Consider the following 24,034-nt stretch of genomic DNA (forward strand, 5'->3'; position numbering starts at 1 on the left):
GCCATGGCCGCGTTCGAGCCGAAGAATCCGGGGTATCGCGCGGCTGCCATTGCCTTGTTCGACGGTCAACCGGCGATGCGCACGCTCGGCATCGTGATCGTCCGCCTTGCGCCGGGCGAGGTCGAATTGGCAATGCTGCATTCGCCGGCCTTCACGCAACAGAACGGGTTCGTCCATGCCGGCATCATCACGGCAGGCCTGGACAATGCCTGCGGTGTTGCCGCATTCACCCTGATGCCATCAGAGGCGGATATCCTCACCGTCGAATTCAAGACCACGCTGCTTGCGCCCGCCCGCGGCGAACGCTTCGTCTTCAAGGCCGAGGTGGTCAAGCCCGGCCGCACGCTGACCTTCTGCGAGGCCAAGGCCTTTGCCGAGCACGAGGGCAAGACCGCGCTGATCGCCACCATGACCGGGACGCTGATGGCGATGGTGCCCCGCGCCTAGCACGCGATGACATCGTGCCCGCGACACTCTATATGAACGGTAACAACTCCCGGTCCCGAACCGTATTTGCGAAAGATGGGACCGAAACGGGACGAGATATGGCTGAATCTGGGAACAAGGGCCTGGTGCCGACGCGGCGCGCGGCGCTGACACTGATCGGGGCGGGCGTCCTGGCGGCAGGCCGCATCACGTCGGCGCGGGCAGCCGCCGAAAATGACGAGGTGCTGACCGAAGCCAAGGTGCTGCGCGACCCTGATACGCCGGTCGCCGGCAATCCGAATGGTAACATCACCATCGTCGAATGGTCCGACTACAATTGCCCCTATTGCCGCAAGCTCGAGCCCGAGCTGCGCCAGGTCGTCCAGGACGACGGCAAGGTGCGGTTGGTGATGAAAGACTGGCCGATCCTCGGGCCGGTCTCGGTCACGGCCGCGCGGAGCGCGCTCGCCGCGAAATTCCAGGACAAGTACCACCCGGCCCATGACGCCTTGATAGGCGTCAGCTCGCGCCTGACCGAGCCGCGCATCAACGAGCTGCTCGCGGCCGCCGGCGTCGACATGGATCGCCTGAAACGTGATCTTGCCGGCCGTGGCAGCGACATCGACGCCCTGCTCAAGCGCAACAACGAACAGGCCGAAGCCTTCGGTTTCAGCGGCACCCCATCCTTCATCGTCGGCAAGTACCGCGTCCCCGGCGTGCTCAGCATGACCGAGTTCGAGCAGGTCATCGCCGATGCCCGCAAGGCCAAGATGAACTGACGCGCAGCGTTGGTCGTAGCCAACGCAAAGGCGCCGCCGCGGATCCGCGACGGCGCCTCATTCATGATACGGCCTCGTTACTTCGACGAGATCCGGACCCAGTCCTTGTGCGCGCGATCGCGCAGCGCATCCCAATCCGCCTTTGCCACGTCCCAGTTCACGATGGTGCGGTTGGCGGCTGCCACCTCGCCCTTGGCGACCGATGACGTCTGCATGGAATCATAGACGTAGACGCCGCCCGCAAGCAGCAGCGCGCCCAGGATCATTCCGAAAAAAGTCCGCATGGTAACCTCCGGTGACCAGCAATAACGTCGGCGCGATGTGATGGTTCCCCGGCAGTGCGGCGCCGACAGGGAGGAGTTGTTCATCCCGCATTCAGCCACTGCATCAGCTCCGCATTGATCTCGCGCGGATAGGTGTGGCTGAGGTCGTCGATCTCGCGATAGCTGACATCGGCGCCGGCCGCTGCGAGCGCCGCCTGCGTCTGGCGCGCGGTCTGCACGGGAAACATCCAGTCGAGCTTGCCGTGGGTGATGAAGACAGGCAGCCCCTGCAGGCGCGTGGCGTCGGCCATCTCCGCCATCAGCGGATGGAAGGTTGCGGACACCGGCGCCAGATGGGTGAAGGGCGAGGCGCCGTCGAGCCCGCTGACGTAACAGAAGGTGCCGCCGTCGCTCATGCCGGTCAGCAACATGCGCGAGGCGTCGACGGCCCAGCGGCTGCGCACGGTCTCGAGGATACGCATGAGATTGGGCGTGTCGGCATCATCACCCATCAGCGCCCAGGTCGGGCCGGTCGCGGTCGGCGCCACCAGGATCGCGCCGAGGCTGCGGGCATCGCGCAGCCAGCTCCACAGAAAGCCGCGTCCGTTGCCGCTGCCGCCATGCAGCGCCATCACCAGCGGCATGGCGCGACCTGGCGTGTAGTATTCGGGCACATAGACCGAGAAGCCGCCGCGGCTGCCGGGCTCGTTGTGATCGTGGAAGATGCCTGCCTGCTCGCCTGCACCGACTTCCAGCCGCGACAACAGGTCCGCATTTTCGCGATGGGCAGTGTTGAGAAAGAAGTTGCTCACCGGCGGAAACTGCGGCGCCAGCGGATAGAGCGCCTCCTGTGCGCGCGGCAGGTGGCGCAGCGCGCGGAAGACCGCGACGAGATCGCCGTTGCCGCGCTCGACCTCGCGGATGCCGGCAAAGGCGGCGAGCGTCTCGTCGCAGGCCCCATCCAGTCGCTCGCGCAGGCCGGCGAATTGCTCCGGCCAATCTCCGATCGCAGTGCGTGCGGCTCGAAGTGCCTCGTCCGGCGCGCCGATTGCGTTCATGACGGAGGCAAAGGCCGGTGGATGCAATTGCCTTTGGAAAAATCCAAGCGCTTCCAGCGCGTTGAGCAGCGGCGGCAGCACGGCCACGATGTCGTCCACAACGGCCTCGGTCATCGTGGATCCCTTCAGCGTGGACTCAATGCAGCTTCGGCGCCTTCAGCAGCTTGAAGCGGTCGGTCGAGGTCACCGTGACGTCGAAGGTGACGCCTTGGTGGTGCACGGTCAGCGGCACGTCGACGCCGGCGCTGCCGAGCGACCACAACTTCTTGTAGAAGGCGGTCTGGCTCGTGACCTTGTCGCCATCGACGGCGAGGATGATGTCGTCGGTCTTGAGCTCGGCGCGCGCCGCCGGACCGTTGGTGGAGATCCCGATCACCACCACGCGGTTGTCGATCTCGGTCGAGTAGAGCCCGAGCCACGGTCGCGCCGGCTTGTTGACGCGACCGAATCTGCGGAGATCGTCCAGGACCGGCTTCAACAGGTCGATCGGCACGACCATGTTGACGTGCTCGGCCTTGCCGTCGCGTTCGCGATCGAGCTGAAGCGAGCCGATGCCGATCAACTCGCCGTGCTCGTTGAGCAGCGCGGTGCCGCCCCAGTTCGGATGCGCGGGATAGGTGAAGACGGCTTCGTCCAGCAGATATTCCCAGTAGCCGGCGAATTCCTGCTTGGCCACGATCTGGCTCGCAACCGACCGCGTGCGGCCGCCGGCGCCGCCGACCACGACGCGGTCGCCGATCCGGGTTGCCGCCGATGAGCCGAGCGGCAGCGGCTCGATGTCGAGCTGGCCGAGCGCCTGTACAAGCCCGAACCCGGTCTCGGAATCGAAGCCGAGCGCATGCCCCTCCACCACGCGTCCGTCGGCCCGGTGCAACCAGACCGACTCTGCCTCAGTGATGAGATAGCCGATGGTGAGGACCAGGCCGTCGTCAATCACGACGCCGTTGCCGGCGCGTTCGGTGCCCAGCGTCTCGGCGCTGAAGGCGTCCGGCGGGACGATGGCGTGCAGGCCGACGACGGATGCGAGCGCGCGGTCGAGATCGAAACCGTAGTCGCTCGTCCGCGGCTGATTGGCCGGCGGCACTCTCCATTCGGTCAGGGCGGGCATGGAGTTCTCCTGGCTGAGTGCATCGCTCCGCCATGCGAGCGGAGCGACGCGCGAAGCAGGTATAATTTATGCTGGGGGAGGCCGTCTTGAAAGCCTCGTTCCCAACTATTCCGGAGCAGGCCGTCTGAAATCTTCGCAATGCGCAGGAACTGACGTGCACAGGAGGCAGGCGGCCGCTCATTCCGGCCTCAACCGCATGGCTGATGTCCTCGCCGCTGCTAGGCGCCGTGCGATGAAGCTGCTAACCATTGCCGCTTCGTTTGACCAGGGATCACGGAACGAAGCATGGATAACCGCAGCGACATCTGGCGTGGCATCGACACGATCAAGGGGCGTTTCATCGACCTCAGCGACAAGGTCTGGGGCATGCCCGAGGTGTGCTACACCGAGGCGCGGTCCGCCGCCGAGCATCTCGCCGAGCTGCGTCATCAGGGTTTTCGCATTACGGAGAACGTTGCCGGCATACCGACCGCGGTGATGGGCGAATGGGGCGAGGGCGGTCCGGTCATCGCCTTCATGGGGGAATACGACGCGCTGCCCGGCCTCAGCCAGGAGGCAGGCGTCGCCGAGCATCGCCCGGTCGAGACCGGCGGACACGGCCATGGCTGCGGTCACAATCTGCTCGGTTCCGCCGCACTGCTCGCCGCGACCGCGATGAAGGATTGGCTCGCCGAGAACAAGGTGCCCGGTCGCGTGCGCTATTACGGCTGCCCGGCGGAAGAAGGCGGTGCGGCAAAGGCCTTCATGGTGCGCTCGGGTGCGTTCGAAGATGCCGACATCGCCATCACCTGGCATCCGCACAGCTTCTGGGAGGTCGCGGTGACGCCCTCGCTCGCCAACACGCGCGCGGACTTCATCTTCACCGGCCGAACCTCGCATGCCGCGGCCTCGCCGCATCTCGGCCGTTCCGCGCTCGATGCGGTCGAGTTGATGAATGTCGGCGTGAACTACATGCGCGAGCATATGCCGAGCGATGCGCGCGTGCATTACGCGCTGCTCGACACCGGCGGCATTGCCCCCAACGTGGTCCAGGCCCATGCGCGGGTGCGCTATTCGATCCGCGCCCGTGATCTTCCCGGCATGAACGAGCTGGTCGGACGCGTGAGCAAGATCGCAGAGGGCGCTGCGCTGATGACCGAGACCAAGGTGGAGATGAAGATCATCTCCGCGGTCTCGAACATCCTGCCGAACGCGCCGCTGGAGCAGGCCCTGCACCGGGTCATGGAAGAGCTCGGACCGCCGCATTTCGACGATGCGGACAAGAGCTTTGCCGGCCAGATCCGCGCGACGTTGAGCGACAAGGATATCGCGTCGGTCTATTACGCGATCGGCATGGAGCCGACCGATCGGCCGCTGGCCGACTTCCTGGTGCCACTGGATGCCAAACGCAACCCGCTGGTCGGCTCGACCGACGTCGGCGACGTCAGCTGGGTGGTGCCGACGGTGCAGGTTCACGCCCCCACGGTTGCAATCGGCACGCCCTTCCACACCTGGCAGGTGGTGGCGCAGGGCAAGAGCCCACATGCCCACAAGGCCATGGTACAGGCGGCCAAGGCGATGGCTGGTCTCGGCATCAAGGCGCTGACGGATCCGGAGCTGATCAAGGCAGCCAAGGCCGACCTCAAGATGCGGACGGCCAAGACGCCCTATGTCTGTCCGCTGCCGGATCACGTTGAGCCGCCGCTCGACATGTCCGTCGCGTAGAATTCGCCTCGATACTTCGTCTGATCCGACGAACAAATTTTTCGCACTGCAGCGTGCAATCCAGCATGTTTTGATGCTGGATTGCCGAACGGATGGGCTGCGGGACGCTGGTTTTGCCCAACAGACAGCCAGAAGACCGTTTGCATACACACGGTCGCAGTTGACGCGCCCCCCATTCGGTGTGCCATCTACTGCCAGCCAAATGGGCAGCCGCGTTTCCCGGCCGCCCTCATCACGATGGGAACCAGACGGGGGACAACCATGCTGGATAAAGAACTGCGTTCGATGATCGGCCAGGTGAAGGACGGGCGGATGGATCGCCGCGCCTTCATCAAGCGCATGGCCGCGGTCGGTCTTACCGCTCCCCTGGCCAACCAGCTCCTCGCGCTCGGCGGCGTTGCCATGGCGCAGAGCCCCGCGGCCTATAAGCCGACCAAGCGCGGGGGCGGCGGCCCTCTCAAGCTGCTGTGGTGGCAGGGGCCGACGCTGCTCAATCCACATTTCGCCACCGGCACCAAGGATCAGGACGGATCGCGCCTGTTCTACGAGCCGCTCGCAAGCTGGGACGCCGACGGCAATCTCAACCCGATTCTCGCCGCAGAGATTCCCTCCCTTGCAAACGGCGGTCTCGCCGCCGATGCCAAATCCGTGGTCTGGAAAATCAAGCCGGGAGTGAAGTGGCACGACGGCAAGCCGCTCACCGCCGACGACTTCGTGTTTACTTGGCAGTATGCCAGCGACCCCGCCACGGCCGCCGTCAGCATCAGCACCTATGGTGAAATTACGGTCGAGAAGGTCAACGATCTTTCGATCCGCATCCTGTTCAAGACGCCGACGCCATTCTGGGCGAATGCCTTCGTCGGCGCGTATGGCTGCGTTCTCCCGAAGCATCTGTTCACCGACTACAAGGGTTCGAAGTCCCGCGAGGCGCCGAACAATCTGGCCCCGGTGGGCACCGGTCCCTACAAGTTCGTCGAGTTCAAGCCGGGCGATGTGGTCCGCGGCGAGCTCAATCCCGACTATCACATGCCCAATCGTCCGCATTTCGACACGATCGAGATGAAGGGCGGCGGCGATGCCGTCTCGGCGGCGCGCGCGGTGATCCAGACCGGCGAATTCGATTTCGCCTGGAACATGCAGGTCGAAGACGACGTGCTGCTGCGTCTGGAGAAGGGCGGCAAGGGCAAGACCGTCTATGCCACGGGCGGCGACATCGAGTTCATCGCGATCAACTTCACCGATCCCAACACCGAGGTCGATGGCGAACGGTCCTCGATGAAGACCAAGCATCCGATTTTCTCCGATCCGAACGTGCGCAAGGCGCTGTCCCTGCTGGTCGATCGTGAGTCCGTCAAAAAGGCGATTTACGGTCGCGCCGGCCGCACGACCGCCAACTACCTCAACGGCCCCGAGAAGTTCGTCTCCAAGAACACCTCGTGGGAGTTCAACATCGAGAAGGCGTCGAAGATGCTCGACGACGCCGGATGGAAGGTCGGAGCGGACGGCATCCGAGAGAAAGACGGAAAGAAGTTCAAGCTTCTGTACCAGACCTCGACCAACGGTCCGCGCCAGAAGACCCAGGCGATCGTCAAGCAGGCCTGCCAGAAGGCCGGCATCGACGTCGAGTTGAAATCGGTCGTGGCCTCGGTGTTCTTCTCGTCGGACGTGGCCAACCCCGATACCTACCCCAAGTTCTATGCGGACATCGAGGAATTCCAGATCCCGATGACGCAGCCGGATCCGGCCTTGCACATGCGCCGCTACATCTCCGCCAACGTTGCCACCAAGGAGAACAAGTGGCAGGGCCAGAATTTCCCGCGCTATGTCAACAAGGACTATGATGCCGCCATTGCGGCGGCCGAGACCGAGACCGATCCGGTCAAGCGCGCGGCGCTCTACATCAAGTGCAACGATCTGCTCTGGCAGGACACCGTGTTCATTCCGGTGATGCATCGCCTGAAGGTGGAAGCCGCGGCCAACGCGCTTCGGCCAGCGCTGAGCGGTTGGGCCAATGAGACGGACAACATCCAGGACTGGTACCGAGACGCGTGAGGGACGGCCGCTAGGAGGATCCTTCCCTGATGAGTCAGTATGTCCTGCGTCGCCTGCTGATCGCGATTCCGAGCCTGCTCGGCATCTCGGCAGTGCTGTTCTTCGTGCTGGCGCTGGCTCCCGGCGACCCGTTCTCCGAACTGGCGACCAATCCGAACGTGCCGCCCGAAGTGCAGGCCGCGCTTCGGGCCAAATTCGGCCTGGATGATCCGATCTACCTCCGCTACCTGCATTGGCTCAACGCCATGCTGCACGGCGACTGGGGTTTTTCGTTCGTCAGCCGGATGAACGTCGATACGCTCATCCTCCAACGCCTTCCGACGACACTCTATGTGATCGGCTCGGCACAGATTCTGGCGCTGCTGGTCGCAATTCCCGTCGGTGTCTATGCGGCGACCAAGCCTTATTCGGTGTTCGACCAGGTCGCCAACACGCTCGCCTTCGTCGGCTTTTCGCTGCCGACCTTCTTCACCGGCATCCTGTTCATCCTGATCTTCTCGGTCACACTGGACTGGCTGCCCTTCGTCTATACCACCGACATCAAGGGCACCGGCATCCGCTGGGTGCTGGAGATGATCCGGCAGGCGATCATGCCGGTGGCGGTGCTCGGCCTGTTTCAGGCGGCGTCGATGACGCGTTTCGTGCGCTCGGCGATGCTCGATGTGATCAGGCTCGATTACGTCACCACGGCGCGCGCCAAGGGCCTCGGCCAGGCCAAGGTCATCGTCAAGCACGTGATGCGCAACGCCATGATCCCGGTCGTGACGCTGATCGCGCTGCAAATGCCCGCCGTGTTCGGCGGCGCCATCGTCACCGAGCAGATCTTCCGCATCCCCGGTATCGGCTCGCTGCTGATCTCTTCGATCCTGTCCAACGACACGCCGGTGGTGATGGCCGTGACCTTCGTCTTCGCGTGCCTCGTCGTGCTGTTCAATCTCATCGCGGACGTCCTGTATGGCTGGCTTGACCCTCGCATCTCCCTCCGCTGAGCGGCGGGTCTATTCGCCCTGGCGCGAGACATGGCGGCGCTTTAGCCGCCACAAGCTCGCCGTGGTCAGCGCCTTCCTGCTCCTCATCCTGGTGCTCGCCGTCGTTCTCGGGCCCTTCGTCTGGCGCATCAAGATCAACGAGATCGACATCGTTGCGGGCCTGCAAGGGCCCTCGCTCGCCCATCCCTTCGGCACCGACGATCTCGGCCAGGACATTCTGGCGCGCATGATCTATGGCGGCCGCATCTCGCTCGCGGTCGGCCTCGCCGCGATGCTGGTCTCCGTCTTCATCGGCACGCTGATCGGCGCGCTCGCCGGCATGTCGCGCGGAGCGCTCGGGCACGGTTTGATGTGGCTGACCGACCTGTTCCTGTCACTGCCGCAACTGCCGCTGCTCCTCCTGCTCATCTATCTCTTCCGCGAGGGGCTGAAATCGGTGTTCGGTCCCGAAGGCGGCATCTTCATCCTGATCGTGCTCGTCATCGGAGGCCTGCGCTGGATGCCGGTGGCGCGGCTCGTGCGCGCGCAGTTCCTGTCGATCCGCGAAAAGGAGTTCGTCGAGGCGGCCCGCGCGCTCGGCGCCAGCCCGGCGCGGCAGGTGGTACGGCATATTCTGCCCAACGCGCTCGGCCCGGTGATCATCGCCGGCACCATCGACGTTGCCGCGGCGATCATCGCGGAATCGACGCTGTCCTTCCTCGGCCTCGGTTTCCCGCCTGATACGCCGACCTGGGGCCGCCTGCTGTATGACGCCAAGGACTTCCTCGACATCGGCCCGCATTGGGCATTGTTTCCGGGCGGCGCGATCTTCATCGCGGTGGTCGCGATCAACTTCATCGGCGACGGCCTGCGTGATGCGCTTGATGCGCGACGGGTGATCTGATGGCGCCCCTGCTCGAGATCAAGGGGCTGAAAACCCACTTCTCCACCGACGACGGCATCCTCCAGGCCGTCGATGGCGTCGACATCTCCATCAACCGGGGCGAGACGCTCTGCGTCGTCGGCGAATCCGGCTGCGGCAAGACCGTGACCGCGATGTCGATCCTGAAGCTGATCGCGATGCCGCCTGGCCGGATCGCGGCGGGCCAGATCATCTTCGAGGGCCGCGATCTCGTGCCGCTGACCAGCAATCAGCTCGACGAGATCAGGGCCAAGGAGATCGGCTTCATCTTCCAGGAGCCGATGACCTCGCTCAACCCGGTGCTGACCATCGGCGAGCAGATTGCCGAGAGCCTGCGCCGTCACGAAGCCGTGACGAGGAAGCAGGCGCTCGATCGCACCATCGAGATGCTGAAGCTGGTGCAGATCCCCAACGCCGAAGGCCGCGTGCACAATTATCCGCACCAGTTCTCCGGCGGCATGCGCCAGCGCGTGATGATCGCGATGGCGCTCGCCTGCAAGCCGAAGCTGATCATCGCCGACGAGCCCACCACCGCGCTCGACGTCACCATCCAGGCGCAGATTCTCGACCTGCTCCAGGACATGAAGGAGCGCTTCGGCATGGCGGTGATGTTGATCACCCATGCCATGGGCGTGGTTGCCGAGACGGCGCAGCGCGTCGTCGTGATGTATGCCGGCAAGGTGGTGGAGGAGGCGCCGGTCGACGAGCTGTTCGGCAATCCCCGCCATCCCTATACTCAAGGATTGATCCGCTCGATCCCGCGCATCGATCTCGACAGCGAGCACAAGACGCGGCTCGAGGCGATCGGCGGCACGGTGCCGATCCTGATCAATCCGCCGGTCGGCTGCCGCTTTGCGCCGCGCTGCAAATTCGCCATGGACGTCTGCACCGAGAAGGAGCCGCTGCTGCGCGAGGTTTCGCCCGGCCATCGCATGGCCTGTCACCTCGGCGATCCGAACCTGGGAGCCGCGTCATGAGCGAACCCCTGCTGCGCGTCAGCGGCCTGAAGAAACATTTTCCCGTGCTCGGCGGCCTGTTGTCGCGCCAGGTCGGCACCGTCTATGCAGTCGACGGCGTGTCGTTCTCGGTCAACCGCGGCGAGACGCTCGGTCTCGTCGGCGAATCCGGTTGCGGCAAGTCGACCACGGGACGCTGCGTGCTGCGCCTGATCGAGCCGACCGACGGCGAGGTCACCTTCGACGGCCAGGACGTGCGCCAGCTCGGCGGCAATGATCTGCGCGCGATGCGGCGGAACATGCAGCTGGTGTTCCAGGATCCGTTCGCTTCGCTCAATCCGCGCATGACGGTCGGCGCGATTCTCGGCGAGGCCTTCACCATCCACAATCTCGCCTCCTCCGTGAAAGAGCGCGAGGAGCGCGTCGCCGGTCTCCTGGTCAAGGTCGGGCTCAAGGCCGAGCACATGCGGCGTTACCCGCATGAATTCTCCGGCGGCCAGCGCCAGCGCATCGTGATCGCGCGCGCGCTCGCGGTCGAGCCGAAGCTGATCGTCTGCGACGAGCCGGTCTCGGCGCTCGACGTGTCGATCCAGGCCCAGGTCATCAACCTCTTGGAGGACCTCCAGGCCGAGCTGAACCTCACTTATCTGTTTGTCGCGCACGACCTCTCGGTGGTCGAGCACATCTCCGACCGCGTCGCGGTGATGTATCTCGGCCGCATCGTCGAGCTGGCGAAAGCGAGCGATCTCTACCGCAACCCGCAGCATCCCTATACAAGGGCGCTGTTGTCGGCGGTGCCCGTGCCCGATCCAAAACTGAAGCGCGAGCGCATCCGCCTCAAGGGCGACGTGCCGAGCCCGATGAAGCCGCCGTCGGGCTGTCACTTCCACACCCGCTGTCCGATCGCCCAGCCGCGCTGCGCGGAAAGCGCGCCGGAACTGAGGGAAGGAGCGGGCGGACACTTCGTCTCGTGCCATCTGGCATGAGGATCGTCATCGATCTCGTCACGCGGTCTTCGCGGGCCACGGTATGACCTGTCCCGACATCACCAGCCGGTCACGGCCGCCGTCTTTGGCGGCATAAAGCGCGCGGTCGGCGGCGGCGACCAGCGTGCTGCAGTCCATCGCGGTCTCGGACGGAACAGCCGATGCGCCGCCGAGGCTCGCAGTCACCAGCCGGGACGGCGGATTTTGCCCATGCAGCATGGCGAGCTCCTTCAGTGCCAGGCGAATTCCCTCGCCGACCTCGGCGCAGCCGTCAGGGCCGGTGTTCGGCAACAGGACGGCGAATTCCTCGCCGCCATAACGCGCGGCGAGGTCGGCCGGCCGCCTGGCCTGCGCCGATAGAATCCGGCCGAGCGCGCGCAGGCAGGCGTCGCCCGCCAGATGTCCGTAATGGTCGTTGAACTTCTTGAAATGATCGACATCGATCAGCAACAGCGAGAGCTGCGTGCCGTCGCGCCGGGCCCGCGCCCATTCGTCGGCCAGCCGCTCGTCGAATGCGCGCCGGTTGGCAAGGCCCGTGAGGCCGTCGGTCGTTGCCAGCGAGGCGAGCCTGTCCTGAAGATCCTTCTGCTCGGTCATGTCGCGCACGACCGCGACGACGCCGTCGATCTCGCCGCTGTCTGACGCCAGCGTCACGTGCAGCGCCGCCTCGGCCCAGATCTCGCCCTTGTCGCGATGACGCTGGCGATAGACGAACCGAGCCTCCTCGGCTTCGCCGTTCTTCAGCGCGGCGATGGCCTGCTCGACCCGCTCCATGTCGTCCGCGTGAATGCCGGCGATGGCCGACGTGCCAAGCAGCTCTTCGGCCGACCAGCCGGTGATGCGCGCGCAGGAAGGCGAGACGTAGAGCAGCCGGTTATCCAGACCGATGCGGGTCACCATGTCGCTGGATTGCTCGGCCAGCAGGCGGAAATTGGCTTCCTTGGCGACGAGGGCCTGTGCCGTGCGTTGCCGCTGCAGCAACTGACGGACAAGATAGTAGCCGATTACGGCGATCAGCAGCACGAGGCCGAGGACGAAGGTCATGCGCGCGGCTGCCGCGCGGCGCCAGGGGGCCAGCACGTCGTCCTGCGACTTGCTCGCCAGCACCAGCAGGGGATAGCGGCTGCTGCGCTGGTAATAGCTCAGCCGCTGCACGCCATCGAGCGGCGACTTGAAATAGTAGACCGCCGCGTCGGGGCGGCTTTCCCAGCCATTGAACAAGGGCGCATTGGACAGGTCGCGTCCGACGAAGGCGCCGCTCTCGTCGCGGCTGCGCGCCAGCATGATGCCACGGCTGTTGAGCAACGATGCCGAGCCGTTCGGGCCGATGTCGAACCGCTCGTAGAACTTGACGAAATAGCTGACGTCGATCGTGAGCAGAGCAACGCCGGCGAAGCCGCCGTCGGAATCGTTGATCCGGCGGGACGCGGTGATGATCCATTGGCCTCCGGAGCGGCTCTTGACCGGAGGTCCGATCAGCGTGCCCGGTTCCGGCGAGTCGCGATGGCGCCGGAAATAATCACGATCGCTGTTGTTGAGCTTGGAGAAGTCGAGGCGCTCGGTCGTGGCAAGCCACCGGCCGCTCGCGTCATAGATGAAGATGCCGCGGATGCGGTCCGATGATTTGCGCGTCGGCAGATAGGCCTGGAGCTTTGCGATCGTGTCCGGCCCGGTTCCGTCGATTTCGAGCCGATGGACCAGTCCAACCAGGAGCGTGTCGGCGAGTTCGAACGTGTCGTCCGCATGCTGGACCAAGGAATGCGCCACATTGGCGACCTCGACTTCGGCGTTCCTGAGATCAGCCTCGCGCGCTTCCCATTCGCGCCAGGCACTCAAGCCCAGGATGGCGACGCAAATCAAGGCGACGAACCCCGCCGCCCAGAGCGGAAGAGGCGTCTTGCCGAGTTCGCGGCCCGTGACCATCAGGCTTGCTCCAAATTGGTGCAAACCTCTCACCTTCACCTTAACGGCCTGTTGCAATATTTGCGATGATTGCGCCGGTCCGTAGTGGACCGGAGACGGTCGCGGATATCAGATCCGCTCGCCGGGCGGATGTCACGCCGCGCCGCGCGCGACGGTTCCGCCCGGCGTCCACCGCGTCATCCCTCCAGCGTGAAGCCGACGCGCAGCGTCACCTGGTAATGACCGACGGTGCCGTTCTCGATGTGGCCGCGCGTCTGCACCACCTCGAACCATTTCATCTCGCGAACGGTCTTGGCAGCGCGGCTGATCGCATTCTTGATCGCGTCCTCGATCGAGGTTTCCGACGATCCGACGAGATCCAGGATCTTGTAGACGTGATCACTCTCGGTTGCGGGCATGAGTGTTTTCCTGTTTCATTGGGTGGCCGACGAACGCGTTTGGTGAACGTGCATGCCGGTGCGCATGGCGTCGAGTCTGAACGGGCACGGGCGCTTCGAGTTCCCAGCGTCGTGATGGCCCCGCATGCGCCAGCCGAGGTGGAGCCGGCCGTGCTTGCCTGCTAAGCGCTAGTCATGGATCCCGCGCGACGCGACAGGACGATCGGCGCTCTCTGCCTCTGCGTGACGGCCTTCGGCTGGGCGTTGAACTGGCCGCTGATGAAGCTGCTGCTCCAGCAATGGCCGCCTCTGTTCGCGCGTGGACTTGCGGGCGTTTGCGCCTCGCTCATTCTCGGCGCTCTGGTGCTGAGCCGGAAGGAGTCGTTTGCCGTTCCGCGCGAGGCCATCCCGCGGCTGGTGTTTGCGACCCTCACCAACGTGGTCGCCTGGATGGGGCTCGGCACGGTCGCGATGAAATATGTGACGGTGAGCGAGGGCGCTCTGCTCGCCTACACCATGCCGATCTGGGCGATGCTGTTCGCCTGGCCGGTGCTGCACACGCGGCCGGCCCTGCGGGATATCCTCGGGCTGGTCCTCGGCGTTGCCGGCGTCACGCTGCTCTTGAGCGGAAACGGCTTTGCGTTCACCGCCGACAAGCTGCTGGGTATCGTGCTCGCGCTGCTCTGCGCCATCCTGTTCGCGCTCGGCAACGTGCTCAACCGCAAGCCGCTGCCGATGCCGCCGCTGGTCGTCGTCGCCTGGCAGGTCGGGCTCGGTTGCGCCACGATGCTGGTCCTCGGTGTGCTGTTCGAGGGTCCCGACGTCACTGCGATCACCCCGGTGGGGCTCGGCTGCTTCGTCTACATGACATTGGTGCCGATGGGCGTCTGCTACGTCACCTGGTTCGAGACGCTGCGCCGCCTGCCACCGACGACGGCCTCGACCGGCATGCTGATCGTGCCGGTGATCGGCGTGGTCTCCGCCGCCCTCATTCTGGGCGAGCCGCTGGGCTATCGCGAATGGACGGCAATGGCGCTCACGCTCGGCGGCGTGACGCTGGCGTTGCAGCGGGGATAACCCGTTCGCAGGCTCTCCGCTACGGATCCAGCTCTGTATCCCAGTACAGATAGTCCAGCCAGCTGTCGTGCAGGTAGTTCGGCGGGAACAGGCGGCCGTTGCGGTGGAGCTGGTGCACGGTCGGCGCGAACGCGCTCTGCCGCGGAAACATCCTGGCCTGAGCCGGCGTCAGATTGCCCTTGCGCAAGTTACACGGCGAGCACGCCGCGACCACGTTCTCCCAAGTGGTCTGACCGCCTTTGCTGCGCGGGATGATGTGGTCGAAGGTCAGGTCTTCGGGCGAGCCGCAATATTGGCAGGCGAAACGGTCGCGCAGAAAGACGTTGAATCGGGTGAAGGCGGGGTGGGTGGTCGGTTTGACGAAGGATTTGAGCGAGACGACGCTCGGCAGCTGCATTTGCAGGGTCGGACTGTGGACCGCCTGATCGTAGTGAGCGACGATGTTGACGCGGTCGAGGAACACCGCCTTGATCGCGTCTTGCCACGACCAAAGAGACAGCGGGTAGTAACTCAGCGGCCGGAAGTCCGCATTCAGCACCAACACCGGCCAACTGCCTTGCGAGACATGTGCGTTCAAGTAACGCTCCCGGCCTCCAATGTACGCTGCGAAGCAGCATGTACTGACATACTACATGCAGCGTGACGGGATTGTGAAGCCCGTTGAGCGACTTATTCAGGCCGAAGCAATACGGCGGCGAGGTGGCAGGAGCGCTCAAAAAGCCGCGATCTCAAGGGGCAGCCTGGCTGGTCCGGGACCGCTTGTCCCTGTACGGCGTGATTTGCCGCGCTACTCCCGTACCCGCTCCAGCTTCTGCAAGCACCGCGTTGCGCGCACGGCGGCCGGCATCTCCTCGTCCGGAAAGCTCGTCTTCCAGTCGGTGACGCCGACCTCGCCGACATAGATGTCGCCTTTCGAATCCAGCGCGATGCCGTGGGGCGCCAGGAATTTTCCGCTGGCAACGCCCGGGCCCTCCTCGCCGCCGAGCCGCGCGATGCGCTTGCCCTTGGCGTCAACGATCGACAGCCGCGGGCCGAGATTGGGCACCTTGCGGTTGACGGCCAGGCCGGGCCCGAGCTCGCCGATCACGAAGATCGGACTGTTAGCCCCGCCGCTGCAGCACAGCGCACAGGGTCGGTGAAGATTGTTCCACTGCGTCTCGTATTTGCCCTCGCCGTTGAACACCTGTACGCGATGGTTCTCGCGGTCGGCGACGTAGACCCAGCCGTCGGCATCGGTGGCGATGTTGTGCACGATGTTGAACTGGCCGGGATCGGTCCCCGGCTCGCCCCAGCTCTTGAGCAGCTTGCCGTCGGGGGTGAACTTGTGCACGCGCGCATTGCCATAGCCGTCGGAGACATAGATCTCGCCCTTCGGCGACAGCGCGGTGTGGGTGCAACGGTGGAACGGCTCGCCGCTCATGAACGGCGACGGCTTTGCGGGGATGCCGATCGTCAGCAGCACCTTGCCGTCGGTGGTACATTTGCGCACGGTGTGGTCGCCATCGTCGGTGCAGTAGAGATTGTCGTCGGCATCGATGTGCAGGCCGTGCGCGCGCGAGAACAGCCCCTCGCCGAAGCTGCGCAGGAAATTGCCGTCACGGTCGAGCACCACCATCGGATGGGCGCCGCGGTTGAAGACGTAGATCCGGTCGCGGCTGTCAACGGCGACGGAGGCGACATCGGTGAGCTGCCAGCCGTCCGGCAGCTTGGCGAAATTTTCGACGACGCGGTAGCGGTGCTCGCCGGTGCCGAGAATGGCTGGCATGATTTCTTCCTCCTGTCATTCCGGCTCCTGTCATTCCGGGGCGCGCGTAGCGCGAGCCCGCAATCCATCTATCCGCGCAATAGGCGGCGCAATGGATTCCGGGCTCGCGACTTCGTCGCGCCCCGGAATGACGGCTGGCCTAAGCCGTACTCACCTCACGCCCCCATATCCCTTCCTCGATCGCCTTGATCTGGAGTGCGAGGTATTTCGAGTTGATGCGGCATTGCGCGAGGCTGCCGGCGATGAACCACAGGCCGGGCTGCTTCGTGCGCGCATACATGTTGCGCAGCTCAAAACCGTCGCCGAAGCCCCAGATCGGGCCGACGCGGTCGGCGACGGCATCGCCGAACAGCTTTCGCACCAGATATTCCTGCGGCTTGTAGCCGGTGGAGAGCACGATCAGGTCGGCGGCGATGGTGGTGCCGTTCTTCATCCGCGCGCCTTCCCCGACGAAGCCCTCGATGTCGGAAAACTGCCTGAGCCCGATCTTGCCCTCGACGATCAAATTGGAGCAGCCAACGTTGAAATAATAGCCGCCGCCGCGGGTGAGGTATTTGAATTGCCAGCCCGTCCCGCCCTCGCCGAAGTCGAGCTTGAAGCCGACGCGTGAGAGGCCGTCGAGCAGCTCCTTGTCGAGCTCCTTGGATTGCTCGGTCAGCATCACATGGGTTTTCTTCGCCAGCGGTGTCGGCATCGAGGCCGCGATCAGATCATTGTCCTCGAGCGTGCCTTCATTGTAGGTGGCGTAAGCAAGCTGTGCCGACGGCTCGATATTTGTGACCAGCGTCGGCGAGCGCTGCACCAACGTCACCTCGGCGCCACTGGAATAAAGATCCTGCGCGATGTCGTGGCCGCTGTTGCCGGTGCCGATGACGATCGCGCGCTTGCCGGTCCAGTTCTCGCCGTCCTCGTAGCGGCTGGAATGCAGCAACGTGCCCTTGAAATTGCCGAGCGTCGGAATGTCGGGTATGTTGGCGATGCCGCTGACGCCGGTCGCCATGACGACATGGCGGGGATGCATGGTCCGCATGCTGCCGTCGGCGCGCCGCAGTGTGACCGTCCAGCATGCCTTGGCCTCGTCATAGGCGCCGCCTTCGAACTCGGTCCCGGTCCAGAAGTTCAGCTCCATGGCATCGACGTAAGACTCGAACCAGTTGGCGAGCTTGTCCTTGGGGATATAGGTCGGCCAGTTCGGCGGAAACGGCATGTAGGGGAGGTGATTGACCTGCACTTGGTTGTGCAGGGTCAGTGCGTGATAGCGGTTGCGCCAATTGTCGCCGATCCTCGACTCGCGATCGACGATCAGCGCGTCGACCTGCAACTGCTTCAGCCGCGCGGCGATCGCGAGTCCGGCCTGGCCGCCGCCGACCACCAGCACGGCAGGATCTCGTTTCGCATAATCTCGTGAGGCGTTGCGCAGATCGAGCCAGTTCGGCCCGCGGAAATCGCGCGAATAGGCCTGACCGCGCGAGATGCCGAGCTGCTCCTCGAATCCCTTGAGCTCGTCGAGTGCCGTCAGCAGCGTCCACGCTTTCAGGCGGTCGCCATCGGTGCTGTCAGGAATGAGCCGGACGATGCCGCTGCCGCGCCCGATCGCGCTCTCGAAACTGAAGATCGCTTCGATGGCGCTGGTGCCGGCGCGCGTTACCCAGCGCGGTGGCGCGCGGTTAGGGGCGATCCTGAAACTGGTCGGGCTCGCCTTGGGCACGAGCCTGCTCAGCTCCTGCGTGATCGTATCGCGGCCTGCGATTGTCTGCAGGTTCCAGCTCAGCGCCAGTACATCCCGCCAAAAACTGTCCGCCACGAACAGCTGCTGGAGGGCTTCGCGATCGGGCTCGTTCAGCGTGCGCTCGAAAGCGTCGAGCCAGGCTTGCGCGGCGACGGAAATATCCTTCGTCCTGTCCAGCATGCGACCTCTTGGCCGTCTTCGCGGCGTTTCCTCTGGTCGAAGCTATACGGTTTCGCAGGCCGCCAAAAGCACATCACCCGAGCAATGCCGGCATATGGCCCTGCTCGGACGGAATATTGCGTCCGGCGGCTAAAGCCCGCCCGCCCTCCGGTCCGCCCAGTAGGGATCGCGCAGCTTGCGCTTGAAGATCTTCCCGGTCGCCTCGCGGGGCAGCGTATCCAGGAACTGGATCTCCTTCGGCACCTTGAAGTTGGCCAGTCGCTCGCGCAGAAAGGCCTGCACTAACGTGGAAGAGAGCCGCGTGTCCGTCTCCGGCTCGATGCAGGCGCACAGGCGCTCGCCATACTCGGCGTCGGGAATGCCGAACACGGCACAATCGCGCACGCCGGGCATGGCGATCAGCGCGTTCTCGATCTCGGCGGGATAGATGTTGACTCCGCCTGAGATCACCATGTCGCGCTTGCGGTCGCACAGGAACAGATAGCCCTCGTCGTCGAGATAGCCGACGTCGCCGACGCTGACGAGGCCGTCGCGCCCCGCCTCGGCGCGCGCCTGCGCCTTGCCGTGATAGTCGAAATCGGGCACCGCCGTCTGGCGCATGTAGATCTCGCCGACCTCGTTCGCGCCGCAGAGGCTGCCGTCGTCTCGGAAGATCCTGACGATGCCACCGTCGATGGCGCGCCCCACCGTGCCGGGCTTCTTCAGGGCCTCCTCGGCCGAATGCCAGACCGGGATGCCGGTCTCGGTCGAGCCGAAATATTCATTGATGACTGGTCCCCACCACTGGATCATGGCCCGCTTGACTTCGGGCGGGCAGGGCGCGGCGCCGTGCACGACGAACCGCAGCGAGGAGAGATCGTGGCGCCGCCGGACTGCGTCGGGCAGGCGGAGCAGACGAACGAACATGGTGGGCACCATGTGGATGTGCGTCACGCGGTGGCGTTCGATCAGCGCCAAGAGCTCCTCGGCATCGAATCGCGGCTGCAGGACGATCGTGCAGCCGTTGCGGAACGCCATCATGCCGTAGGAATGCGGCGCCGAATGATACATCGGTCCGTTGATCAGCACGACCTGGTCCTCGCGCGGCTTGATGCCGTAGGCAATCGCGCCGACGCGTTCGGAAGCGGCGGCCTGCTCGGGTTGCATCGGCATGCGCCGCACGCCCTTCGGCATGCCCGTGGTCCCCGAGGTGTAGATCATCGCCGCCGCGCGGCGCGGCGGCTCCTGGGTTTCCGGATGACCGTCGCGCCAGCGGTCCCAATCCGTCAATCCAGCCGGGACCTCGGTTAGATCAGGGGGTATTGCGAAGGTCGCCGCAAGCTCGGGCGGTGTCGCGACGACGAGCAGGCGGACATCCGCCGGCACGCCGTCACGGATCTGCGGCAACAGATCGGCATGGCAGACCAGGATCTTGGCGCCGCTGTCGGCGAGAACGTAGCGGACCTCCTCGGCCTTGAGATGCCAGTTGATCGGCACCACAGGGCTGCCCAATGCGGCCGAGGCCGCGACCACCTCGAACAGGGCGAAATCGTTGCGCAGCATCATGGCAACGGGCGCGCCTTCGCCAAGGCCGAGGCCGCGAAGCCCGCTCGCCGCGCGTTTGATGCGCGCCTGGATCGCGTCATAGCCGATCAGGCGTTCGCCGCTGATGATCATCATCTGTCCTTATTCCGCTAGCCTCAGCGATCATCCAGCACGTCGCCGAATCCCACCCAGCTCTTCCCGTTGAAGCGCCGGAGCTGAAGCTGCTGGAACGGCAGATAGTCGTCGGGGCCGGTGCTCACACTCATGCCCGGCAGCAGCAGCGGCAACTTCACCTCCTTCAGAGAAGCGGCCTGGCGCATGATGTTGTCGCGGCTCACATCGTCCTTGCACCCCTTCAGCACGGTCATCAGCAGCGTCGCATAGTGATAGCCGGCGCCGTAGTTGGAATTCGAGAGGTCCGCATTCGGCATGTACTGCTTCATGAAGGCGAAATACTCCTTCACGCCGGGATCGTCGGCCCATTGCGGATCCATCGTGTCCTTCTGGTTGCTCGACGAGATCAGGCCGACGGCGTTGTCGAGGCCGGCAGGCTCCAGGAACGAGATCGACGAGGCCGAGGTCGGCACGAAGAACAGCTCGGGCTTCCAGCCGATCTCGGCTACGCCCTTGATCATCTGCGAGGTGAACTTGCCGAGCACGACGCCGAACAGCACATCGGCGCCTGAGGCCTTCAGGGTCGAGAGCTGCGAGCTGATCGTCGGGGCGCTGGTCTCGTAGGTCTGCTCCGCGACGATCATGCTAGCTGCCTTGTCGCCCAGCGCGCGCTTGAAGCCTGCGACATAGTCACGGCCGAAATCGTCGTTCTGGGACAGGATGGCGATCTTGGCGCCGGGCTTGGCCCGCAGCACGTGCTTGGCATAGACCACACCCTCGGATTCGTAGGCGGCCATGCCGGGCATGGTCCACGGATATTTCTGCGGATCGGCCCATTTCGTCGCGCCGGAGAGCACGAACAGCTGCGGTACCTTTTTGCTGTTGAGGTAGCGCTGCACGGCGCTGTTGGTGGCGGTGCCGAGCGAGCCGAACATCATCAGCACCTCGTCCTGCTCCACCAGCTTGCGGGTCTGCTCGACCGTCTTCGGCGGCGAATAGGCATCATCCAGCGTGATGAACTTGACCTTGCGGCCGTTGATGCCGCCTTCGGCGTTGATCTTCTCGAAGAAGGCTTCCTGCGTCCGTCCGATCGCGCCGAAACCGGAGGCCGGGCCGCTATAGGGCAGCGTCTGTCCGATGCGGATCTCCCCCGTGCCTTCGGCACGGGCGCTGCCGCCGGCGAGCGTCAGCAACGACAGGCCGATCAGTGCGGCTGCCAGCTTCATGGTGTCCTCCCGTTTTTCTTGTCAGTCCAATTTCCTTGTTCGAACAAGCCTCAGGCGCTTGCGCGCATCAGGAAATCCTGCCGGGCCTGATCGAACTCTCCCTTCATCCGGTCGACGAGTTCGGCGACGGCGGGAGCGTCGCTGATCTGGCCAATGCCCTGGCCGCATCCCCAGATGTCGCGCCACGCTTTCGATTTCATGTTGCCGCCGGAGCCGAAATTCATCTTCGACTTGTCGGCGGCCGGGAGATTGTCCGGATCCAGCCCGGCGGCGGCGATCGAAGGGCCGAGATAGTTGCCGTGCACGCCGGTGAACAGGTTGGTGTAGACGATGTCATGCGCGGCATGCTGGGTCAGCGCCGATTTGTAGGCCGCGTCGGCATTGGCCTCCTTCGTCGCGATGAACCGCGTGCCCAAATAGGCGAGGTCGGCGCCCAGCGCCAGCGCCGAGGCGATGCCAAAGCCGTCGCTGATCGCACCCGACAGCAGGATCGCGCCGCCAAACCATTGCTTGACCTCGCGCACCAGCGCGAAGGGCGACAGCGTGCCGGCATGTCCGCCCGCACCGGCGCAGACCAGGATCAGGCCGTCGACGCCTTGCTCGGCGGCTTTTCGCGCATGCTTGACGTTGATGACGTCGTGGAACACCAGCCCGCCGTAGGAATGTGCGGCCTGGACGAGCTCTGCCGGCGGCCGCAACGAAGTGATGATTATGGGCGCCTTGTGCTTGACGCAAATTTCCATGTCCCTCATCAGCCGGTCGTTCGAGGCATGGCAAATCTGGTTGACGGCGTAGGGTGCGACCTTCTTGCCGGGATTGCGCGATTTGTATTCGCCGAGCTCGTCCTCGATGCGGCTGAGCCATTCATCGAGCTTCTCGACCGGACGGGCGTTGAGCGCGGGAAAGGAGCCGACAACGCCCGCCTTGCACTGGGCGATCACCAGCTCCGGTCCGGAGACGATGAAGAGCGGCGAGCCGACCACCGGCAGTTCCAGATTGTTCTTGAGCAGCGCAGGCAGTGCCATCCGATCCTCCTGACGACGCGCATCGCCGGTTCTTCCGGCCGGCGGTGAGCGCTTCCATGTCGATTGTCGCGGCTGGCAGCGTGCGCCTGCCTCGCGGTTTGACCGCACTATAGGGTTGGACGGCGCGTGCAGGATCGTTCAAGATTGAACATGTGCGCATTCAGTTTTGAACGGAGTGGCCGGTGGATTGGGACCTCTGCAAGACCTTCGTCGCGGTGGCGGATACCGGCAGCTTCACGGCAGCGGCGCGGCGCCTGCACGCGAGCCACCCGACCGTCAGCCGAAAGATCGCGGCGCTGGAGGCGCAACTCGGCACCAAGCTGCTGGCCCGTGCTGCCGACGGCTTCGTGCTCACTGCCGATGGCCGTACTTTGCGCGAGCATGCCGAGGCAATGGCGGCTGCCGCGCTCCGCGCCGAGGCCGCCGTCGGCGCCGGCGGGCGCAAGGCGCGCGGTACGGTCAAGCTGTCGATCGGGGCGACGCTGGCCTCACACTGGCTGATGCCCCGGCTGCACGCCTTTCTCAGCGCGCATGATCACATTCGCCTCGAGATCATCACCCATCCGTTTCCGGCCAGCGTGCGGCGCCGGGAAGCCGACGTCGTGCTGCGGCCGCTCGACAGCGGCGAGGAAAATCTGGTCGGCCGCAAGATCGGCCGGCTCGGCACGGGCTTCTATGCCTCGCGCGACTATGCCGCGGGGCGGTCCCTGCCGGAGCGCCGCGGCGAGTGGAAGGAGCACAGCGTAATCGGCTTTGCCGACCAGGATTCCAACGCGCAGCTTGCGCGATGGAGCGATGCGATCACCCGCCAGGGCACGGTCGTGATGCGCTGCTCCTCGCAGGGCGACATGCTGGCGGCCGTGCGCGCAGGGATCGGAATTTCCGCGCTGTCGTGTTTCGTCGCGGAAAGCTATTCCGACCTCATCCGCGTCGCGCCGCAGAAGCTCGCCAGCGTGGCCGACCTGTGGCTGCTCGCGCATCCCGACCTCGTCGAGCTTCCTGCGGTACGGGCCGTGATCGACTTCGTGGCCGAATGCGCCCGCGCCGATCGCGAGCGGCTGCGCGGCTAGTTTGACCCGGCGAGCACGCCTTCGCGCTTCTTCACCGCGCGATAATAGCTCCACCACAAATGCGCCGCCGCGCCGCGCAGGGGACGCCAGGGTTCGGCGAGCGGCGCCATCTGCTTCTCGGTCGGCCGCGCCTGGAGGCCGAGGCCGATCTTGATGGCCTCCTGCACGGCGAGGTCGCCGGCCGGCCAGGCATCGCCATGGCCGAGGCAGAACAGCAGATAGACGTCCGCGGTCCAGGGGCCGATGCCGGGCAGCGCAATCAGCGTATGATGCGCGGCGTCGGCATCTTCCTCGGCGAGCACGTCGAGGTTCAGCCGCTGCGCGCCGATCTCGCGTGCCAGATGCTTCAGCGTCTTGATCTTGGCGGCGGACAGGCCGAGCCGCCCCAGCCGGTCGGCGCGTGCGCGGCGCACGGCGTCATGGTCGAACGGGTCGAACGCCGCTGACAGTCGTCCCCAGATCGCCGCCGCGCTCGCGGTCGAGAGCTGCTGCCCGCAGACGATGTGGGCAAGACCCTCGAAACCCGGCTCGCGCCGCCGCAGCGCCGGCATGCCCGCCGTGGCCAGCACGGGTTTCAGGCGGGGATCGCGCTTGATCAGCGCGTGGACGGCCTCTTCGAGATCGGACTGGGTTTCGAGGTGGATGGTCATGGTCACTCAACTTGTCATGCGCGGGCTTGACCCGCGCATCTATTATCCTACTCCGTCATTCCGGGGCGATGCGACGGGATCGCGCGAAGCGCGACCCGGACATCGAGCCTGGAATCTCGAGATTCCGGGGTCGGTCCTTCGATCCGCCCCGG

22 protein-coding genes are annotated in these 24,034 nt (G+C 65.0%); 10 read left to right on the forward strand and 12 right to left on the reverse strand.

What is annotated here, in order from left to right; genetic code table 11:
- The first annotated feature begins 3 nt into the window (after window positions 1–3).
- Both RX330_RS04205 and RX330_RS04210 read left to right on the forward strand, forming a co-directional pair.
- Window positions 4–447, forward strand: coding sequence for a PaaI family thioesterase (locus RX330_RS04205; protein WP_212079758.1), 444 nt, complete (start codon window positions 4–6; stop codon window positions 445–447).
- Window positions 448–545: 98 nt separating this feature from the next.
- Entirely contained in the window at window positions 546–1,205 is a 660-nt protein-coding gene (locus RX330_RS04210; RefSeq protein ID WP_317242166.1) for a DsbA family protein, read from the forward strand.
- A gap of 77 nt (window positions 1,206–1,282) precedes the next feature.
- Here the strand turns inward: RX330_RS04210 and RX330_RS04215 are convergent, their stop codons facing one another.
- From RX330_RS04215 to RX330_RS04225, 3 genes are all read right to left on the reverse strand, one after another.
- A complete protein-coding gene (locus tag RX330_RS04215; protein ID WP_212079760.1) occupies window positions 1,283–1,489 on the reverse strand; it encodes a hypothetical protein in 207 nt (68 codons plus the stop codon).
- Between the two features lie 80 nt (window positions 1,490–1,569).
- Complete coding sequence (locus tag RX330_RS04220; protein WP_317242167.1) at window positions 1,570–2,640, reverse strand: phospholipase; 1,071 nt, start codon at window positions 2,638–2,640, stop codon at window positions 1,570–1,572.
- Window positions 2,641–2,662: 22 nt separating this feature from the next.
- Window positions 2,663–3,634, reverse strand: a complete 972-nt coding sequence (locus RX330_RS04225) for a S1C family serine protease (protein ID WP_317242168.1) — start codon at window positions 3,632–3,634, stop codon at window positions 2,663–2,665.
- Window positions 3,635–3,919: 285 nt separating this feature from the next.
- Between RX330_RS04225 and RX330_RS04230 the strand changes: the two genes are divergently transcribed.
- The 6 genes from RX330_RS04230 to RX330_RS04255 all read left to right on the forward strand — a co-directional run bounded on the left by RX330_RS04230 (window position 3,920) and on the right by RX330_RS04255 (window position 11,222).
- On the forward strand, window positions 3,920–5,338 hold the full coding sequence (locus RX330_RS04230; protein WP_317242169.1) for a M20 family metallopeptidase: 1,419 nt from the start codon (window positions 3,920–3,922) through the stop codon (window positions 5,336–5,338).
- A gap of 261 nt (window positions 5,339–5,599) precedes the next feature.
- Window positions 5,600–7,390: a peptide ABC transporter substrate-binding protein gene (locus RX330_RS04235; protein ID WP_212079765.1), complete on the forward strand. Its 1,791-nt coding sequence runs from the start codon at window positions 5,600–5,602 to the stop codon at window positions 7,388–7,390.
- 29 nt (window positions 7,391–7,419) lie between these two features.
- Entirely contained in the window at window positions 7,420–8,379 is a 960-nt protein-coding gene (locus RX330_RS04240; RefSeq protein WP_212079767.1) for an ABC transporter permease, read from the forward strand.
- Window positions 8,345–9,262: an ABC transporter permease gene (locus RX330_RS04245; RefSeq protein WP_212079769.1), complete on the forward strand. Its 918-nt coding sequence runs from the start codon at window positions 8,345–8,347 to the stop codon at window positions 9,260–9,262. The genes RX330_RS04240 and RX330_RS04245 overlap by 35 nt, the downstream gene beginning before the upstream one ends.
- Window positions 9,262–10,257: an ABC transporter ATP-binding protein gene (locus RX330_RS04250; RefSeq protein WP_317242170.1), complete on the forward strand. Its 996-nt coding sequence runs from the start codon at window positions 9,262–9,264 to the stop codon at window positions 10,255–10,257. The genes RX330_RS04245 and RX330_RS04250 overlap by 1 nt, the downstream gene beginning before the upstream one ends.
- Window positions 10,254–11,222: an ABC transporter ATP-binding protein gene (locus RX330_RS04255; RefSeq protein WP_317242171.1), complete on the forward strand. Its 969-nt coding sequence runs from the start codon at window positions 10,254–10,256 to the stop codon at window positions 11,220–11,222. The genes RX330_RS04250 and RX330_RS04255 overlap by 4 nt, the downstream gene beginning before the upstream one ends.
- 18 nt (window positions 11,223–11,240) lie before the next feature.
- Here the strand turns inward: RX330_RS04255 and RX330_RS04260 are convergent, their stop codons facing one another.
- Both RX330_RS04260 and RX330_RS04265 read right to left on the reverse strand, forming a co-directional pair.
- Complete coding sequence (locus tag RX330_RS04260) at window positions 11,241–13,145, reverse strand: diguanylate cyclase domain-containing protein (protein WP_317242172.1); 1,905 nt, start codon at window positions 13,143–13,145, stop codon at window positions 11,241–11,243.
- 176 nt (window positions 13,146–13,321) lie between these two features.
- Complete coding sequence (locus RX330_RS04265) at window positions 13,322–13,543, reverse strand: dodecin (RefSeq protein WP_212079779.1); 222 nt, start codon at window positions 13,541–13,543, stop codon at window positions 13,322–13,324.
- A 174-nt stretch (window positions 13,544–13,717) separates the two neighbouring features.
- Between RX330_RS04265 and RX330_RS04270 the strand changes: the two genes are divergently transcribed.
- A complete protein-coding gene (locus RX330_RS04270) occupies window positions 13,718–14,599 on the forward strand; it encodes a DMT family transporter (RefSeq protein ID WP_317242173.1) in 882 nt (293 codons plus the stop codon).
- A gap of 19 nt (window positions 14,600–14,618) precedes the next feature.
- Here RX330_RS04270 and RX330_RS04275 read toward each other — a convergent pair whose 3' ends face one another.
- The 6 genes from RX330_RS04275 to RX330_RS04300 all read right to left on the reverse strand — a co-directional run bounded on the left by RX330_RS04275 (window position 14,619) and on the right by RX330_RS04300 (window position 22,162).
- The gene (locus RX330_RS04275) at window positions 14,619–15,176 is read right to left on the reverse strand and encodes an HNH endonuclease (protein WP_194405835.1); all 558 of its coding nucleotides are present in this window, start codon (window positions 15,174–15,176) and stop codon (window positions 14,619–14,621) included.
- A 210-nt stretch (window positions 15,177–15,386) separates the two neighbouring features.
- Entirely contained in the window at window positions 15,387–16,364 is a 978-nt protein-coding gene (locus RX330_RS04280; RefSeq protein WP_317242174.1) for a peptidyl-alpha-hydroxyglycine alpha-amidating lyase family protein, read from the reverse strand.
- Window positions 16,365–16,503: 139 nt separating this feature from the next.
- The gene (locus tag RX330_RS04285; RefSeq protein WP_317242175.1) at window positions 16,504–18,273 is read right to left on the reverse strand and encodes a flavin-containing monooxygenase; all 1,770 of its coding nucleotides are present in this window, start codon (window positions 18,271–18,273) and stop codon (window positions 16,504–16,506) included.
- A gap of 129 nt (window positions 18,274–18,402) precedes the next feature.
- On the reverse strand, window positions 18,403–19,929 hold the full coding sequence (locus RX330_RS04290; protein ID WP_317244055.1) for an acyl-CoA synthetase: 1,527 nt from the start codon (window positions 19,927–19,929) through the stop codon (window positions 18,403–18,405).
- A gap of 23 nt (window positions 19,930–19,952) precedes the next feature.
- A complete protein-coding gene (locus RX330_RS04295; protein WP_317242176.1) occupies window positions 19,953–21,137 on the reverse strand; it encodes an ABC transporter substrate-binding protein in 1,185 nt (394 codons plus the stop codon).
- 50 nt (window positions 21,138–21,187) lie between these two features.
- Complete coding sequence (locus RX330_RS04300; RefSeq protein WP_212079790.1) at window positions 21,188–22,162, reverse strand: NAD(P)H-dependent flavin oxidoreductase; 975 nt, start codon at window positions 22,160–22,162, stop codon at window positions 21,188–21,190.
- A gap of 182 nt (window positions 22,163–22,344) precedes the next feature.
- On the opposite strand from RX330_RS04300, the gene RX330_RS04305 reads away from it, so the two are divergent.
- Window positions 22,345–23,232, forward strand: a complete 888-nt coding sequence (locus RX330_RS04305) for a LysR family transcriptional regulator (protein ID WP_317242177.1) — start codon at window positions 22,345–22,347, stop codon at window positions 23,230–23,232.
- Here RX330_RS04305 and RX330_RS04310 read toward each other — a convergent pair.
- A complete protein-coding gene (locus tag RX330_RS04310) occupies window positions 23,229–23,882 on the reverse strand; it encodes a DNA-3-methyladenine glycosylase family protein (RefSeq protein ID WP_212079792.1) in 654 nt (217 codons plus the stop codon). The genes RX330_RS04305 and RX330_RS04310 overlap by 4 nt on opposite strands.
- Between the last annotated feature and the right edge of the window lie 152 nt (window positions 23,883–24,034).

This window comes from Bradyrhizobium sp. NDS-1 (assembly GCF_032918005.1).
GTDB classification, from domain to species: Bacteria; Pseudomonadota; Alphaproteobacteria; order Rhizobiales; family Xanthobacteraceae; genus Bradyrhizobium; species Bradyrhizobium tunisiense.